Genomic DNA, 15973 nt, shown 5'->3' on the forward strand with positions numbered 1-15973 from the left:
CCCGGCGTTTTCGTTGGTGCGTATCAGCCGCGCTGGCGCTTGGGCAGCACATCCTTGAGCTTGGCGTGCATGCTGCGCAGGCTCTTCTCGGTGGCCGCCCAGTCGATGCAGGCGTCGGTCACCGAAACACCGTATTGCAGGTCTTCCAGGTTTTTCGGGATGGCCTGGCAGCCCCAGTTCAGATGGCTTTCGACCATCAGGCCGATGATCGACTGGTTGCCTTCCAGAATCTGGTTGGCCACGTTCTCCATCACCAGCGGTTGCAGCGCCGGGTCCTTGTTGGAGTTGGCGTGGCTGCAGTCGACCATGATGTTGGCCTTGATCTTGGCCTTGGCCAGATCCTGTTCGCACAGGGCAACGCTGACCGAATCGTAGTTGGGTTTGCCGTTGCCGCCACGCAGCACCACGTGGCCGTAGGCGTTGCCTTTGGTGGTGACGATCGACACGCCGCCTTCCTGGTTGATGCCCAGGAAGCGGTGGGGCTTGGACACCGACTGCAGGGCGTTGATCGCCACGGTCAGGCCGCCGTCGGTGCCGTTCTTGAAGCCGACTGCCGAAGACAGGCCCGAGGCCATTTCACGGTGGGTTTGCGATTCGGTGGTACGGGCACCGATGGCCGACCAGCTGATCAGGTCCTGCAGGTATTGCGGGGAGATCGGGTCGAGGGCTTCGGTCGCGGTCGGCAGACCCTTCTCGGCCAGATCCAGCAGCAATTGGCGACCAATGTGCAGGCCGTCCTGGATCTTGAACGAGTCATCCAGGTACGGATCGTTGATCAAGCCTTTCCAGCCGACGGTGGTACGAGGCTTCTCGAAATACACACGCATGACCAGATAGAGGGTATCGGAGACTTCTTCGGCCAGTACCTTGAGGCGATCGGCGTACTCGTGGGCGGCCTTGATGTCGTGGATCGAGCAGGGGCCGATCACGACGAACAGGCGATGGTCCTTGCCGTCGAGGATGTTGCGCACCACTTCACGGCCGGCAGTCACGGTCTGCAGGGCCTTGGCGCTGAGGGGAATCTCTTTCTTCAGCTGATCGGGGGTGATCAGGGTCTCGTTGGAGGCAACGTTGAGGTCATCGATCGGTAAATCAGCCATCGTGTTACTCGTCAGGTCACGGGTGCCGGCCGCCAGCAAACCCCGTGCGGCCCAGCAGCAGATTGTTCGCAGCGGGGAGCCGAACCTTAGCGCGTTACATCGGGCGCGACAATGGGCAGGGGGCCGTCAGCGCTGAAAAGGTGCCCTGGCCGTGCGCGAGCTGCCTTGCAGGCCGATCGCGATACAAGGATCGCGCAGGGGGCTCGCCGAGGGGGGCGACATCAGGGAGTGTTCGCCCACCAGCGCTGCTTCGGAAAATTCTGCGCCATGCTGGGCGATCCACTGCTGCGCCAGCACCTGCGCCTGTTCGCCGTGCAGGTCATGTTGCTGGTGCACTTGGCAATAATGATGAATATGGCAAACCTGCTCACCCATGCGCGCGCCGAACAGGGCCTGGTCGTCGGTGAAGGCGATGCCCACGCGGTAGCCTGCATCCAGCTGCTGGCACCAAGCAACATAACCGGCATAACGCGCTTGTGCACCCAGTGAGGGAATGACCACTTCCACCGCAGTGCCGCGACGGTAGGCACGCGGGTGGTTGCAAGCGATGCCGCCAAGCCCCAGGGTATGCAGGTGCCGACGGAACAGGCTGGGAGACGGGCGAAGATTCAGCTCGAGCGGAATCCCGTCAGGGTGAGGCAGAAATCCACACATCGTCGACTCCGTGTCGATTATTTGACCTTTATCGCCTGAGTATAGTGAAGGATCGCAAACCGGCTGATTCGCTGTAAAAATCGGACAGACAGTCATCGCTTCGACAGGAGAGCGGTATGGATCCTCGTAACAAACGCATCGGCATCATCGGTAGCGGTGCCATCGGTGGCTTCTATGGGCTGATGCTGGCGCGTGCCGGTTTTGACGTGCACTTTCTGCTGCGCAGCGAATATGGCGTGGTGCATGAGCACGGGCTTACGCTGCGCAGCGCTGTGCACGGGGAGTTGCAGATGGACGTCCAGGCTTATGCCTCGGCCAGCGACATGCCGCCGTGCGACTGGTTGCTGATCGGCACCAAGGCCACCAGTAACGCCGAGTTGGCACCGCTGATCGTCCAGGCGGCTGCGCCCGGTGCCAGGGTGGTGTTGCTGCAGAATGGCCTGGGCGTCGAGGAGCAGTTGCGTGGCGCGTTGCGCGATGACATGCACCTGCTCGGGGGGCTGTGCTTTATCTGTGTGAACCGCGAAGCGCCCGGGGTGATCCGCCACCAGGCGCTTGGCGCGGTCAACCTGGGTTACCACAGCGGTCCCAGCGATGACCGCGGCGCAGCCATCGTCGCCGAGGGCGCCGAATTGTTCCGCGCGGCGGGCGTCGACTCGCAGCCAATGGACAACCTCGCTCAAGCGCGCTGGCAGAAGCTGGTGTGGAATGTGCCGTACAACGGCCTGTCAGTGTTGCTGCAGGCCAGCACGACGCCTCTGATGACTGATCCCGACAGCCGCGCGCTGGTTCGCGGGCTGATGGCCGAAGTGGTCGAGGGCGCACGGGCCTGCGGGCATATCCTGCCGGAGGGCTATGCCGAGCACCTGTTCCGGGTCACCGAGCAGATGCCTGACTACTGGCCGAGCATGTACCACGATCACGCTCAGCAGCGGCCGCTGGAGTTGCAGGTGATCTACGGCGAGCCCCTGGCCCGTGCTCGCGAGGCCGGTTGCCACTTGCCGAAGATGGAGGCGCTGTACCAGGCGCTGGCGTTCATCGACCGGCGCAACTGCGCGGGCTGAAGCCTATGGCTGGCCGCTGCGCCGGACGGCGAAGCGGCTCTCCACGGCACTGCTAAGCTGTAGCTTGCTCTGCCCCCGCGGCAGTGGAGGAGGCCGAATGATCCGTTCCATGCTGTACGCCACCGATCTCGGCGTGTATGCGCCCTTCGTCATGCAACACGCCCTGGCCTTGGCGCGGACCTTCAACGCAGAGTTGTACGTGATCCACGCCGTCGAACCCATGGGCCAGTTCGCCGAGTCGTTGCTGCAAAGCTATCTCGATGAGCAGACCCTCGACCGCCTTCACTCCCAAGGGGTCAATACGGTGATGGCCAACATCGAGCAGCAGGTGCTGGAAAATTTTCGTGAGGAATTGGGCGAGGCGGCCGATCTGGCAGTGATCAAGGCCGTGCGAGTGCGCCAGGGCGATCCGGCGCAAGTGATTCTGGAGCAGGCCCAGCGCCTGGCGGTCGACCTGTTGATCTTCGGCAGTCACGCCGAGGGCGCGGGTGTCGATGTACCGATTGGTCGCACAGCGGTGCGGCTGCTGCAACTGTCCCCGGTGCCGGTATACATGGTGCCGTTGGCACAGCATTTGGGGCGTAGGAAAGTCTGAGGCTGGCGGTAGGTCTTTTCCTTGGGGTGTAACAAAATAGTTCTAGATTTATTTCTCTTACCACTAATATAGTTATAAATCGTTGCTGCCAGCAGCCGGTGACCTACCGCTGATTCGAGGGGAATCTATGAAGCTTCAACAACTGCGCTATATCTGGGAAGTAGCGCACCACGACCTCAACGTCTCCGCGACTGCGCAGAGCCTGTACACGTCTCAGCCCGGGATCAGCAAGCAGATCCGTCTCCTCGAGGACGAACTGGGCGTAGAAGTCTTCGCCCGCAGCGGCAAGCACCTGACCCGCGTCACCCCGGCGGGCGAGCGCATCATCACCACCGCTGGCGAGATCCTGCGCAAGGTCGAAAGCATCAAGCAGATCGCCCAGGAGTTCTCCAACGAGAAGAAGGGCACGCTGTCCATCGCGACCACCCATACCCAGGCCCGCTATGCCCTGCCTCCGGTGATCAGCAACTTCATCAAGCAGTACCCCGAAGTATCCCTGCACATGCACCAGGGCTCGCCGATGCAGATCGCCGAGATGGCCGCTGACGGCACTGTCGATTTCGCCATCGCTACCGAGGCGCTGGAGCTGTTCGGCGATCTGATCATGATGCCGTGCTACAAATGGAATCGTTGCGTGGTGGTGCCCCAGGGGCATCCGCTGACCAAGCTGCCGAAGCTGACCCTCGAAGCGGTGGCCGAGTACCCGATCGTCACCTATGTGTTCGGTTTCACGGGCCGCTCCAAGCTCGACGAAGCGTTCAACCATCGCGGCCTGACGCCGAAGGTGGTGTTCACCGCCGCAGACGCCGACGTGATCAAGACGTACGTGCGCCTCGGTCTGGGCGTGGGTATCGTCGCGAAGATGGCGGTTGATCCGAAGCTCGACAGCGACCTGGTGTGCCTGGATGCGAGCGAGCTGTTCGAAGCCAGCATCACCAAGATCGGCTTCCGCCGTGGCACCTTCCTGCGTGGCTTCATGTGCGATTTCATTGAAAAGTTCGCACCGCACCTGACCCGCGAAGTGATGGCCAAGGCCATCCAGTGCCACAACAAGCAGGAGCTCGAAGAGCTGTTTGAAGGGGTTGAGTTACCCGTGCACTGAATTGGCATGAAGCAGGGGCCGCGTTGCGGCCCCGTCGCGGGGCGAGCCCGCTCCTACAGATTTTGTGTAGGCGCGAGCTTGCCCCGTTTGTTTTCAGGCCTTGCTGATCAGGTTGCCCGCGTGCAAGCCGCATTCCTTCTGCGTCGACTCCTCCCACCACCAGCGCCCCTCGCGCTCGTGCTGGTTCGGCAGCACCGGGCGCGTGCAAGGTTCGCAGCCGATGCTGATGAAGCCGCGCTCATGCAGGCTGTTGTAAGGCAGCTCGAGCATGCGGATATAACCCCAGACTTCCGCGCTGCTCATCTGTGCCAGAGGGTTGAACTTGTACAGGGTGCGTTCGGGCGTCGAGAATGCCGAATCGATCTCCAGTGCTGCAACCTGGCTGCGGGTGCCAGGGCTCTGATCGCGGCGCTGGCCGGTTGCCCAGGCGCTGACGGTGGCCAGCTTGCGACGCAGCGGCTCGATCTTGCGGATGCCACAGCATTCGCCATGGCCATCCTTGTAGAAGCTGAACAGGCCCTTTTCCTTGACGAATGGGTCGAGCTTGGCGCGGTCCGGGCTGAGGATCTCGATCGGCAGGTTGTACTGCTCGCGAACCTGGTCGATGAAGCGGTAGGTTTCCGGGTGCAGGCGACCGGTGTCGAGGCTGAACACCTTCACTTGCTTGTTCAGCTTCCAGGCCATGTCGACCAGCACCACGTCCTCGGCACCGCTGAAGGAGATCCACAGGTCGTCGCCGAAGTGTTCGAAGGCGAGCTTGAGAATGTCCTGCGGGGACTTGCTGGCATAGGTCGCGGCCAGGGCGGCGACGTCGAAGGGTTGGCTCATCAGGCGGTTTCCATCGTGTGTATGGCGCTGTGCGCTCGTAATGGGTCGATGGTAACAAAAAATGGCGGGGTAGACGGGCTCGAATAGGTGACGCCCGCTTTGCGGGCGGATCATCGGCTATAGCCCCTGCAAGGTCTCCATCAGCACCCGCACTTTGGCGATCGACTCCTCGTACTCGGCCTCCCACGCCGAATCAGCCACCACCGCGCCACCGCCCCAGCAACTGACCTGACCCTCCTTGACCAGCAGGCTGCGGATGGCGATCGAGCTGTCCATCTCGCCGCGCACGTCGAGGTATAGCAGCGAGCCGCAGTACAGGGCCCGGCGTGTCGGCTCCAGTTCATCGATGATCTGCATGGCACGGATCTTCGGAGCCCCGGTGATCGAGCCGCCGGGAAAACTGCCGGCGATCAGGTCCAGTGCATCCTTGTCGGCGGCCAGGCGCCCGGTGACGCTGCTGACCAGGTGGTGGACGTTGGGGTAGCTCTCGAGGCTGAACAGCTCCGGCACCTTCACCGAGCCGATCTCGCAGGTACGGCCGATGTCGTTGCGCAACAGGTCAACGATCATCAGGTTCTCCGAGCGGTCCTTGGTGCTGGCTTGCAGCTCGCGGGCGTTGCGCAGGTCTTGCTCCGGGTCTGCCGAGCGTGGTCGGGTGCCCTTGATCGGGCGGGTCTCGACGTCGCCCTGGCTGACGCGGATGAAGCGCTCCGGCGAAAAGCTCAGCAGTGCGCTGTCGGGGCTCAGTTGCTGGAAGCCCGAGAAGGGCGTCGGGCAGGCGCTGCGCAGCGCCTGGTAGGCGTGCCACGGATCGCCCTGGCAGGGGGCGCGAAAGCGCTGCGTGAGGTTGATCTGGTAGCAGTCGCCGGCGTGGATATAGCGTTGTACCTGATCGAAGGCTGCGTGGTACTGCTCGGCACGAAGATCGCCCTGCATTGGAGACAGCAGCTTGAAGGTTCCGCTGAGTGGCGCGTCATCCTCCTCGAACAGGCGGATCAGGCGCTGGCGTTCGCTGTCGGCCAGGGCGGGATGGAACACCAATTGGCTGGTGCGCAGTTGGTGGTCGGTGATGGCGGCCCAGGCGTACAGGCCCAGTTGCGCATCGGGCAGGCCGAGGTCGTCTGTCGCCTGCTGCGGTAGATGCTCCAGGCGCCTGCCGAAGTCATAGCTCAGGTAGCCCATCAGTCCGCCGGCGAACGGCAGTTCGCTATCGTCGGGCAATGTAGCCTCGCCGAGTCCTGCCAGGGCCTGGCGCAGCCGCTGCAGATAGTGTTCACCGCTTTCGCCGTCCTGCGCTTGCAGTTGTTGCAGTGGCCAGGCACTGAACAGGTCGAAGCGCCCGCGCTCGGCGACCGGGCGGGCGCTGTCGAGCAGGATGGCGCCGGGGGCCAGGCGCAAGCGGCTGAAGTAGTGCGCAGGGTCGGGTTGGTAGGGCAGGGGGTGCAGCGTACAGGTCGGCATCGGAATGGACGGCGATGAAAATCAAGGACGGGGATTGTAGGCCGCTGTAGGAAAAGTGCCTAGCACCAGTTGGAGCAGGCCGCCCCTGCTGGGACGGCCTGTGCTGGCATCACTGCTGGACGACATGCCCGAACAGCCCCTGAGCCACTCGCACGCGGGTCTCGGCATCTTCGCTGATACCGTCCTTGGCCAGCGCCTCGATATGCGCCTCGACGGCGTGGGTACGCTGGGTCAGGCCGCAGTCGTTGGCGATCTGGATGTTCAGCCCGGGGCGGGCGTTGAGCTCCAGGATCAGCGGGCCCTTGTCCTGGTCCAGCACCATGTCCACGCCGATGTAGCCCAGCCCGCACAGCTCGTAGCAGCTGGCAGCCAGCTTCATGAAACCGTCCCAGTTCGGCAACTGCACGCCATCCACTGCGTTGGTGGTGTCCGGGTGTTTGCTGATGATCCGGTTCAGCCAGGTGCCGCGCAGGGTGACGCCGGTGGCGAGGTCCACGCCGACCCCGATCGCGCCCTGGTGCAGGTTGGCCTTGCCGCCGGACTGGCGGGTCGGCAGGCGCAGCATGGCCATCACCGGGTAGCCCATCAGCACGATGATGCGGATGTCGGGTACACCTTCGTAGCTGATGCTCTTGAAGATCTGGTCCGGGGTGACGCGGTACTCGATCAGGGCGCGGTCGCGGTGCCCACCCAGCGAATACAGCCCGGTGAGGATGCTCGAGATCTGGTGCTCGATTTCCTCATGGCTGATGATCTTGCCCGAGACCGTGCGGTAACGGTCCTCGAAGCGGTCGGCGACCACCAGGATGCCATCGCCGCCAGCGCCCTGCGCCGGCTTGATGACGAAGTCGCTGCGCCCGCCGATGATCTCGTCGAGCTTCTCGATCTCTTTTTCGGTTTCGATGATGCCGTACATCTCCGGCACATGGATGCCGGCCGCCAGTGCGCGCTCCTTGGTGATGATCTTGTCGTCGACGATCGGGTACAGGTGGCGCTTGTTGTACTTCAGGACATAGTCCGCGTTGCGCCGGTTGATACCCATGATGCCCCGGGCCTCCAGGGCTTTCCACGTCTTGATCAGTCCGAACATCAGGCGTCAGCCTTCTTCAGGAATGCCTTGAAGCGAACGAGCTCGGTCAGGCGGTAGCCGCGGTAGCGACCCATCGCCAGCATGAAGCCCACCAGGATCAGCAGCACGGCCGGGAAGGTGAAGACGAAGTACACGGCTTCCGGCACGGTCATCAGCAGGTGCGCCAAGGAGGCTGCGAACAGGGTGCCGACGGCGACTTTCATTGCATGGCCGCCGCCACGTTCCTCCCAGGTGATCGACAGGCGCTCGATGGTCATGGTCAGGATCACCATCGGGAACAGTGCCACCGACAGCCCGCGCTCCAGGCCCAGCTTGTGGCTGAACAGGCTGATCGCGGCGATCAGCACCACGACGAAGGTCAGCACCACCGACAGGCGCGGCAGCATCTGCAGCTTCAGGTGTTCAAGGTAGGAGCGCAGCGAAAGGCCCAGGGCGGTGATCACCGTGAACAGCACGATGCCGAAGCCCAACTGCGTTTCGCGGAAGGCCAGGGCAATCAGCACCGGAGTGAAGGTGCCGAGGGTCTGAATGCCGATCAGGTTACGCAGTACGAGGATGACCAGCACGCCGATCGGGATCATCACCATGATCATGAAGGTCTGCTGGGTTTGCAGCGGCAGGCCGTACAGGGAGTACTCGAGGAAGTCGGCGTCGGTGTTCTCGTCGGTCAGCTTGGCCAGGCGGATGGCGTTCATCTCGCTGTTGTTCATGCTGAAGGTGACGGTGGCCTTCTTGCCGCCATCGACGGTGATCAGGTTTTCATCGCCGGTCCACCACAGCAGGCGGTCATTGGGCAGGCCCTGCTCGCCGGTTTCCGGGTTGAAGTACAGCCAGGCGTTGCCGTTGAAGCTGCGCAGCCACAGTTCAGGGCTTTGCGGGGTGTCGGCAACCAGGCGGATGGTGTGGACCTTTTCCATCGGCACGTGGGCGATCGACAGCAGCAGGTCGATGACCTGGGCTTTCTTCATGGGGGAGTTGTCGCCGGCCAGCAGCAGCTTGGCGTTGTCATCGTTGGGGTTGTTGACGCGCTTGATGGTCTCGCTGACGAAGGTCTCGACGTCGGCAGAGTGCTGGCGGATCGGTGCCATCAGCGCTTCGGCGGCAATCTTCTCGGGGCCTTCGACCGCCAGGCTGTCACGGAAGGTCGGGCCCTTGATCTTGGCTTTTTCGGTGCTGTAGCGCTTGGTCAGGACCAGGCGGTAGTAGAGGGTCTGATTGCCGCTGGCGCGGCGAGCCGACCAGGTGACCTTGCGATTGCCATCGGTGCGATTGACGCTGACCCCGTAGTTGTTGGAGATGAAGCTCTCGTTGAGGCTCACGTAGTCGCGGTTCAGCGGCGGCACGAACATCTGGATCTTTACCGGGTCCTTGGGACTGGCAACGAACTCGACCTTGGCGTCGATGTTCCACAGGTCGTCGGTCTCGTCTTCGGTTACCGGGATGCCCAGGATGAAGATCTGGTAGCAGGTGACCGTCACGCCCAGCAGCACCAGGACGGTGATCAGGACTTTCAGGTGCAGGGTAAGAGAGCGCATCGGAATTACTCTACTTTGGGAGCTTCGGTGGCACAGGCAGGTTTGCCGGCCGCGTATTTGAGGCTGGGGTCGACCAGCGCGTCGAAGTGCTTGAGTGCCTCGGAGCCGATCAGCAGCGGGAACTGGAAGGCGCTGCGGTCGGTAAGATTGACTTCGATGGTGCGCAGGGCCTGGCCCATGCAGATGTTCAGTTCGATCACCGGGCGGGCGGTGTAGGCCTTGCCTTCGTCCGGATTGTAGTCACCGGCGCGCCGCTTGATCTTGCTCACGCGGGCCAGTGGGCGTTCGATGGGGTGCTTGTGGGCGGCGTCGATGGCCAGGTAGAAACGCACCCAGCTTTCGCCGTCGCGCTTGAAGCGCTTGATGTCGCGCGCGCTGAGCGAGGCGGTCTTGGCGCCGGTGTCGAGCTTGGCGGCCACTTCAAGGTCAAGATCGCCCAGGCGGGCGTACTCGTTCAGGCCGTACACGGTCTTTTCGGCCGCATGGCCAAGCGCCGGCAGCAAGGCGAGGCTGAACAACAGTGAATAAAACGTGGGTCTCATAGTCCTGGCGCGGTGCTGTCTGTGTTCGGGGCAGGGCGCAAGCGCCTCGTTCATCTGTCAACAGCATGAAATGATGACAGGCACACTATCCGTAATCCTTGGGAAGCGCGGCATTCTATCACGCCGACGTCTTGACGCCAGCGCGCTGCGATCTGACCGCGGCAGCGTGGGGTAAGTTCGTTATTAGACAATTGTCGACAATGTTGTTTTTGTCTTTGACTGCGCACCTTTATTTGGCTAGTTTTGGCGCTATCAACTTACAAGGTGTCGACAATCATGCTGGAAGCCCCCCAGGCCCTCGCACCGGTTGCAGATGATTCCGAAACGCTTTCAGAGAATGTCTTTCGGCGCATCCAGGCGGCCATCGTGAAGGGGGATATCGCCCCGGGCAGCAAGATTTCCGAGCCGGAGCTGGCCCGCACCTACGGCATCAGCCGCGGTCCGCTGCGCGAGGCCATTCATCGACTGGAGGGCCAGCGCCTGCTGGTGCGTGTGCCGCATGTCGGTGCACGGGTGGTATCGCTCAACCATGCCGAGCTGATCGAGCTGTACGAAATCCGCGAATCGCTCGAAGGCATGGCCTGCAGGCTCGCCGCTGAACGCATGAGCGTGGCCCAGATCGACGAACTGCGCCAAGTGCTCGATACCCACGAGCGCGATGCGGCATTCCAGGCCGGGCTTGGCTACTACCAACAGGAAGGCGATTTCGACTTCCACTATCGGATCATCCAGGGCAGCGGCAACCAGACCCTGGTCAAGATGCTGTGCGGCGAGCTGTACCAGCTGGTGCGCATGTACCGCATCCAGTTCTCGGCCACCCCCAACCGTCCGCGCCAGGCTTTCGCCGAACACCACCGCATACTCGATGCCATCGCCGACCGTGACGGCGAGCTGGCCGAACTCCTGATGCGCCGCCATATCGGTGCGTCCAAGCGCAATATCGAGCGTCACTACCAGGACGCCCACAACAACAGCCCACGAGGTGAGTCATGACTGTGAAGAGCACCCCCGGTCAGCGTTTTCGCGACGCCGTAGCCGCCGAGCATCCGCTGCAGGTAGTCGGAGCCATCAACGCCAACCATGCGCTGCTGGCCAAGCGCGCCGGGTTCAAGGCCATCTACCTGTCCGGTGGCGGGGTCGCTGCCGGCTCCCTGGGGCTGCCGGACCTGGGCATCAGCGGGCTGGACGACGTGCTGACCGATGTTCGCCGGATCACCGATGTGTGCGACCTGCCGCTGCTGGTGGATGTCGACACCGGCTTTGGTGCCTCGGCGTTCAACGTCGCCCGCACGGTGCGCTCGATGTGCAAGTTCGGCGCCGCGGCCATTCACATCGAGGACCAGGTCGGCGCCAAGCGCTGTGGTCATCGGCCGAACAAGGAGATCGTCTCGCAGCAGGAGATGGTCGACCGGATCAAGGCAGCGGTGGATGCGCGCACTGACGACAGCTTCGTGATCATGGCGCGTACCGACGCCCTGGCAGTGGAAGGCTTGAATGCGGCATTGGACCGTGCCGAGGCGTGCATCGAGGCCGGCGCCGACATGATCTTCCCCGAAGCCATCACCGAGCTGCAGATGTACAAGACCTTCGCCGACCGGGTGAAGGCGCCGATCCTGGCCAATATCACCGAGTTCGGTGCCACGCCGCTGTACACCACCGACGAGCTGGCGTCGGTCGATGTATCGCTGGTGCTGTACCCACTGTCGGCGTTTCGCGCCATGAACAAGGCTGCCGAGAACGTCTACGCCGCCCTGCGCCGCGACGGTACGCAGAAGAATGTGATCGACACCATGCAGACCCGCATGGAGCTCTACGATGCCATTGGTTATCACGCGTTCGAGCAGAGCCTCGATGCGCTGTTTGCGCAGAAGAAAGGGTAAGCCATGCCGGCGGTATCGGCCCCATCGCGGGGCAAGCCCGCTCCCACAAGGGTCAGGCACTCCTCTGTGGGAGCGGGCTTGTCCCGCGATGGGGCCGGTGCGATCGCTGCAGATTAGCCAGAAAGACTTCATAACAAATTCAAGAAAGGAGAAACACCATGGCCGAAGCAAAAGTACTCAGTGGTGCCGGCCTGCGTGGCCAGGTGGCCGGGCAGACCGCGCTGTCGACCGTGGGCCAGGCCGGTGCCGGCCTGACCTATCGTGGCTACGACGTGCGCGACCTGGCCGCTGGTGCCGAGTTCGAGGAAGTCGCCTACCTGCTGCTCTATGGTGAGCTGCCAAACCAGGCCGAGCTGGATGACTACAAACACAAGCTCAAGGGCCTGCGCGACCTGCCGCAAGCGCTCAAGGAAGTGCTCGAGCGCATCCCGCGCGACGCCCATCCGATGGACGTGATGCGCACAGGCTGCTCAGTGCTCGGAACCCTGGAGCCGGAGCTGACCTTCGAGGCCCAGCGCGACAAGACCGATCGCCTGCTGGCACTGTTCCCGGCGGTGATGTGCTACTGGTACCGCTTCACCCACCACGGCGTGCGCATCGACTGCAGCAGCGACGAGGACACCCTCGGTGGCCACTTCCTGCACCTGCTGCACGGCAAGAAGCCGAGCGAGCTGCACGTGAAGGTGATGAACGTCTCGCTGATCCTTTACGCCGAGCACGAATTCAACGCCTCGACCTTCACTGCACGGGTCTGTGCCTCGACCCTGTCGGACCTGTACTCCTGCGTCACGGCCGCCATCGGCTCGCTGCGCGGCCCGTTGCACGGTGGTGCCAACGAGGCGGCGATGGAGCTGATCGAGCGCTTCCAGAGTCCGCAGGAGGCGACCGCCGAGCTGCTGCGCATGCTCGAGCGCAAGGACAAGATCATGGGCTTCGGCCACGCCATCTACAAAGAGTCCGACCCGCGCAACGAGGTGATCAAGGGCTGGTCGAAGCAGTTGGCCGACGAGGTGGGCGACAAGGTCCTGTACCCGGTATCCGAGGCCATCGACAAGACCATGTGGGAGCAGAAGCGCTTGTTCCCCAACGCCGATTTCTACCATGCCTCGGCGTACCACTTCATGGGCATCCCGACCAAGCTGTTCACCCCGATCTTCGTCTGCTCGCGCCTGACCGGCTGGGCGGCGCACGTGTTCGAGCAGCGCGCCAACAACCGCATCATTCGTCCGAGCGCCGAGTACACCGGCGTCGAGCAGCGCCAGTTCGTGCCGATCGACAAGCGCTGAGTAGATATAGAGAGGCAACCCGTTTCCCTGTGGGAGCGGGCTTGCCCGCGAATGCGTCCGTTCGGGCAACCGCTGCGCACCTGCTGACGCATTCGCGGGCAAGCCCGCTCCCACAGGGGCGGTGAAACCTTCCGAATTCTGTGAACGAGCCTGATTCCATGATGAACACCGCATACCGCAAGAACCTGCCAGGCACCGCCCTGGACTACTTCGACACCCGCGCGGCGGTCGAGGCGATCAAGCCCGGCGCCTACGACGGCCTTCCCTATACCTCCCGCGTGCTCGCCGAAAACCTGGTACGCCGCTGCGATCCGGCCACCCTGGACGCCTCGCTCGGACAATTGATCGAGCGCAAGCGCGACCTCGACTTCCCTTGGTTCCCGGCGCGCGTGGTGTGCCACGACATTCTCGGCCAGACCGCCCTGGTCGACCTGGCGGGCCTGCGCGATGCCATCGCCGACAAGGGTGGCGATCCAGCGCAGGTCAATCCAGTGGTGCCGGTGCAATTGATCGTCGACCACTCGCTGGCCGTGGAGTGCGGCGGTTTCGATCCGCAAGCATTCGAGAAGAACCGCGCCATCGAAGACCGTCGCAACGAAGACCGTTTCCACTTCATCAACTGGACCAAGCAGGCGTTCAAGAACGTCGACGTGATCCAGCCGGGCAACGGCATCATGCACCAGATCAACCTGGAGAAGATGTCGCCAGTGATCCACAGCGATCACGGCGTGGCGTACCCGGACACTTGCGTCGGCACCGACAGTCACACGCCGCATGTGGACGCCCTGGGCGTGATCGCCATCGGCGTGGGTGGCCTTGAGGCCGAGAACGTCATGCTCGGTCGCGCTTCGTGGATGCGCCTGCCGGAAATCGTCGGCGTCGAGCTGACCGGTCGACTGGCACCGAACATCACCGCTACCGACCTGGTACTGGCTCTGACCGAGTTCCTGCGCAAGCAGAAAGTGGTTGGTGCCTACCTCGAATTCCATGGCGAGGGTGCCCGGGCGCTGACCCTGGGCGACCGTGCCACCATTTCCAACATGGCGCCTGAATACGGCGCCACTGCGGCGATGTTCGCCATCGACCAGCAGACTATCGACTACCTGCGCCTGACCGGTCGTGACGACCAGCAGGTGCAACTGGTCGAGACCTACGCCAAGGTCGCCGGCTTGTGGGCCGACAGCCTGGCCAAGGCCGAATACGAGCGCACGCTGACCTTCGACCTGTCGAGTGTGGTGCGCAACATGGCCGGCCCGTCCAACCCGCACGCCCGCGTGGCTACCAGCGACCTGGCGGCAAAGGGCATTGCCGGGGCTTGGGAAGAAGTGCCGGGGCAGATGCCCGATGGTGCGGTGATCATCGCCGCCATCACCAGTTGCACCAACACCAGCAACCCGCGCAACGTCATCGCCGCCGGCCTGCTGGCGCGCAACGCCAACCGGCTCGGCCTGGTGCGCAAACCCTGGGTCAAGTCCTCGCTGGCGCCGGGCTCCAAGGCGGTACAGCTGTATCTGAAAGAGGCCGGCCTGGAACAGGAGCTCGAGCAGTTGGGCTTTGGTATCGTCGCCTTCGCCTGCACCACCTGCAACGGCATGTCCGGCGCACTGGACCCGGTGATCCAGCAGGAGATCATTGACCGTGATCTCTATGCCACGGCAGTGCTCTCGGGCAACCGCAACTTCGACGGGCGTATCCATCCCTACGCCAAGCAGGCGTTCCTGGCGTCGCCGCCGCTGGTGGTGGCCTATGCCATCGCCGGCACCATCCGCTTCGATATCGAGAAGGATGTGCTGGGCGTGGTCGACGGCAAGGAAATCCGCCTGAAGGATATCTGGCCAAGCGACGAAGAGATCGATGCCGTGGTGCGTGCTTCGGTCAAGCCCGAGCAGTTCCGCCAAGTGTATATCCCGATGTTCACCATCGAGGAAGACAAGGGGCCGAAGGTTGCGCCGTTGTACGAATGGCGCCCGATGAGCACCTATATTCGTCGTCCCCCTTACTGGGAAGGCGCCCTGGCCGGTGAGCGCACCCTGCGCGGCATGCGTCCGCTGGCGGTGCTGCCCGACAACATCACCACCGACCACCTGTCGCCGTCGAACGCCATCATGCTCGACAGCGCGGCGGGCGAGTACCTGGCCAAGATGGGCCTGCCGGAGGAGGACTTCAACTCCTACGCCACCCACCGCGGCGACCACCTTACCGCGCAGCGCGCAACCTTCGCCAACCCCAAGCTCTTCAACGAGATGGTGCGCAAGGAAGACGGCAGCGTGAAGCAGGGCTCGCTGGCGCGTATCGAGCCGGAGGGCAAGGTGACGCGCATGTGGGAGGCGATCGAGACCTACATGGCGCGCAAGCAGCCGCTGATCATTGTCGCCGGTGCTGACTACGGCCAGGGCTCGTCGCGGGACTGGGCGGCCAAGGGCGTGCGTCTGGCGGGCGTCGAGGCGATTGTCGCCGAAGGCTTCGAGCGCATCCATCGCACCAACCTGATCGGCATGGGTGTGTTGCCGCTGGAGTTCCAGCCGGGCACAACGCGCGTGACCCTGGGCCTGGACGGCAGCGAGACCTACGATGTGGTCGGTGCGCGCACGCCGCGCGCAACCCTGACGCTGGTGGTGACCCGCCGCGATGGCGAGCGTGTCGAAGTGCCGGTGACCTGCCGTCTGGACACCGCTGAAGAAGTGTCGATCTACGAGGCGGGCGGGGTGCTGCAGCGCTTTGCCCAGGACTTCCTCGAAGCGACGGCCTAATGACCTGAACCCTGCCTTTACTCTGTAGGAGCGGGCTAGTCCCGCGATTGCGTCAGCAGGAGCAATATCGCTGTCTGTTCTGACGC

The 15973-nt window shown here is 63.3% G+C and carries 13 protein-coding genes and 1 pseudogene; 7 read left to right on the forward strand and 7 right to left on the reverse strand.

Annotated features, from left to right (window positions below; genetic code table 11):
• Window positions 1-23 precede the first annotated feature (23 nt).
• Together ACMGGG_RS07080 and ACMGGG_RS07085 are read right to left on the reverse strand one after the other, a co-directional pair.
• On the reverse strand, window positions 24-1100 hold the full coding sequence (locus ACMGGG_RS07080) for a 3-deoxy-7-phosphoheptulonate synthase (RefSeq protein ID WP_054895443.1): 1077 nt from the start codon (window positions 1098-1100) through the stop codon (window positions 24-26).
• Between the two features lie 237 nt (window positions 1101-1337).
• A pseudogene (locus tag ACMGGG_RS07085) lies at window positions 1338-1754 on the reverse strand (PilZ domain-containing protein); the annotation flags it as partial.
• 116 nt (window positions 1755-1870) lie between these two features.
• Between ACMGGG_RS07085 and ACMGGG_RS07090 the strand changes: the two are divergent.
• The 3 genes from ACMGGG_RS07090 to cysB all read left to right on the forward strand — a co-directional run bounded on the left by ACMGGG_RS07090 (window position 1871) and on the right by cysB (window position 4515).
• A complete protein-coding gene (locus ACMGGG_RS07090; protein ID WP_063544137.1) occupies window positions 1871-2818 on the forward strand; it encodes a putative 2-dehydropantoate 2-reductase in 948 nt (315 codons plus the stop codon).
• 97 nt (window positions 2819-2915) lie between these two features.
• A complete protein-coding gene (locus ACMGGG_RS07095; protein WP_054895445.1) occupies window positions 2916-3413 on the forward strand; it encodes a universal stress protein in 498 nt (165 codons plus the stop codon).
• Between the two features lie 127 nt (window positions 3414-3540).
• Window positions 3541-4515, forward strand: a complete 975-nt coding sequence (gene cysB / locus ACMGGG_RS07100) for an HTH-type transcriptional regulator CysB (RefSeq protein ID WP_054895446.1) — start codon at window positions 3541-3543, stop codon at window positions 4513-4515.
• A gap of 93 nt (window positions 4516-4608) precedes the next feature.
• Here the strand turns inward: cysB and ACMGGG_RS07105 are convergent, their stop codons facing one another.
• The 5 genes from ACMGGG_RS07105 to ACMGGG_RS07125 form a co-directional block, all read right to left on the reverse strand.
• Window positions 4609-5343 carry a phosphoadenylyl-sulfate reductase gene (locus ACMGGG_RS07105; protein ID WP_054895447.1) on the reverse strand — a complete coding sequence of 245 codons (735 nt, stop codon included), beginning with the start codon at window positions 5341-5343 and terminating at the stop codon, window positions 4609-4611.
• A 117-nt stretch (window positions 5344-5460) separates the two neighbouring features.
• Window positions 5461-6804, reverse strand: coding sequence for an aminodeoxychorismate synthase component I (gene pabB, locus ACMGGG_RS07110; RefSeq protein WP_414155117.1), 1344 nt, complete (start codon window positions 6802-6804; stop codon window positions 5461-5463).
• A gap of 109 nt (window positions 6805-6913) precedes the next feature.
• A complete protein-coding gene (locus tag ACMGGG_RS07115; protein ID WP_054895449.1) occupies window positions 6914-7894 on the reverse strand; it encodes an alpha-L-glutamate ligase-like protein in 981 nt (326 codons plus the stop codon).
• On the reverse strand, window positions 7894-9429 hold the full coding sequence (locus ACMGGG_RS07120) for an inactive transglutaminase family protein (protein WP_063544143.1): 1536 nt from the start codon (window positions 9427-9429) through the stop codon (window positions 7894-7896). Before ACMGGG_RS07120 ends, ACMGGG_RS07115 begins: the two co-directional genes overlap by 1 nt.
• 5 nt (window positions 9430-9434) lie before the next feature.
• Entirely contained in the window at window positions 9435-9971 is a 537-nt protein-coding gene (locus ACMGGG_RS07125) for an ATP-dependent zinc protease (protein ID WP_054895451.1), read from the reverse strand.
• Window positions 9972-10247: 276 nt separating this feature from the next.
• Here ACMGGG_RS07125 and ACMGGG_RS07130 point away from each other — a divergent pair, with 276 nt between their 5' ends.
• From ACMGGG_RS07130 to acnD, 4 genes are all read left to right on the forward strand, one after another.
• A complete protein-coding gene (locus ACMGGG_RS07130) occupies window positions 10248-10964 on the forward strand; it encodes a GntR family transcriptional regulator (RefSeq protein WP_054895452.1) in 717 nt (238 codons plus the stop codon).
• The gene (gene prpB, locus ACMGGG_RS07135) at window positions 10961-11851 is read left to right on the forward strand and encodes a methylisocitrate lyase (protein WP_054895453.1); all 891 of its coding nucleotides are present in this window, start codon (window positions 10961-10963) and stop codon (window positions 11849-11851) included. The genes ACMGGG_RS07130 and prpB overlap by 4 nt, the downstream gene beginning before the upstream one ends.
• Before the next feature lie 158 nt (window positions 11852-12009).
• A complete protein-coding gene (prpC, locus tag ACMGGG_RS07140) occupies window positions 12010-13137 on the forward strand; it encodes a 2-methylcitrate synthase (RefSeq protein WP_414155118.1) in 1128 nt (375 codons plus the stop codon).
• Between the two features lie 161 nt (window positions 13138-13298).
• Window positions 13299-15887: a Fe/S-dependent 2-methylisocitrate dehydratase AcnD gene (gene acnD, locus ACMGGG_RS07145; RefSeq protein WP_125931744.1), complete on the forward strand. Its 2589-nt coding sequence runs from the start codon at window positions 13299-13301 to the stop codon at window positions 15885-15887.
• Window positions 15888-15973 lie beyond the last annotated feature (86 nt).

Source organism: Pseudomonas sp. BNK-44-b (genome assembly GCF_047456245.1).
GTDB lineage: Bacteria > Pseudomonadota > Gammaproteobacteria > Pseudomonadales > Pseudomonadaceae > Aquipseudomonas > Aquipseudomonas machongensis.

Bases quoted from the DNA above. Each gene is read 5' to 3' on its own strand.
- ACMGGG_RS07080 (WP_054895443.1), bottom strand. From the start codon at position 1,100: ATGGCTGATTTACCGATCGATGACCTCAACGTTGCCTCCAACGAGACC.
- ACMGGG_RS07090 (WP_063544137.1), top strand. From the start codon at position 1,871: ATGGATCCTCGTAACAAACGCATCGGCATCATCGGTAGCGGTGCCATC.
- ACMGGG_RS07095 (WP_054895445.1), top strand. From the start codon at position 2,916: ATGATCCGTTCCATGCTGTACGCCACCGATCTCGGCGTGTATGCGCCC.
- cysB (WP_054895446.1), top strand. From the start codon at position 3,541: ATGAAGCTTCAACAACTGCGCTATATCTGGGAAGTAGCGCACCACGAC.
- ACMGGG_RS07105 (WP_054895447.1), bottom strand. From the start codon at position 5,343: ATGAGCCAACCCTTCGACGTCGCCGCCCTGGCCGCGACCTATGCCAGC.
- pabB (WP_414155117.1), bottom strand. From the start codon at position 6,804: ATGCCGACCTGTACGCTGCACCCCCTGCCCTACCAACCCGACCCTGCG.
- ACMGGG_RS07115 (WP_054895449.1), bottom strand. From the start codon at position 7,894: ATGTTCGGACTGATCAAGACGTGGAAAGCCCTGGAGGCCCGGGGCATC.
- ACMGGG_RS07120 (WP_063544143.1), bottom strand. From the start codon at position 9,429: ATGCGCTCTCTTACCCTGCACCTGAAAGTCCTGATCACCGTCCTGGTG.
- ACMGGG_RS07125 (WP_054895451.1), bottom strand. From the start codon at position 9,971: ATGAGACCCACGTTTTATTCACTGTTGTTCAGCCTCGCCTTGCTGCCG.
- ACMGGG_RS07130 (WP_054895452.1), top strand. From the start codon at position 10,248: ATGCTGGAAGCCCCCCAGGCCCTCGCACCGGTTGCAGATGATTCCGAA.
- prpB (WP_054895453.1), top strand. From the start codon at position 10,961: ATGACTGTGAAGAGCACCCCCGGTCAGCGTTTTCGCGACGCCGTAGCC.
- prpC (WP_414155118.1), top strand. From the start codon at position 12,010: ATGGCCGAAGCAAAAGTACTCAGTGGTGCCGGCCTGCGTGGCCAGGTG.
- acnD (WP_125931744.1), top strand. From the start codon at position 13,299: ATGAACACCGCATACCGCAAGAACCTGCCAGGCACCGCCCTGGACTAC.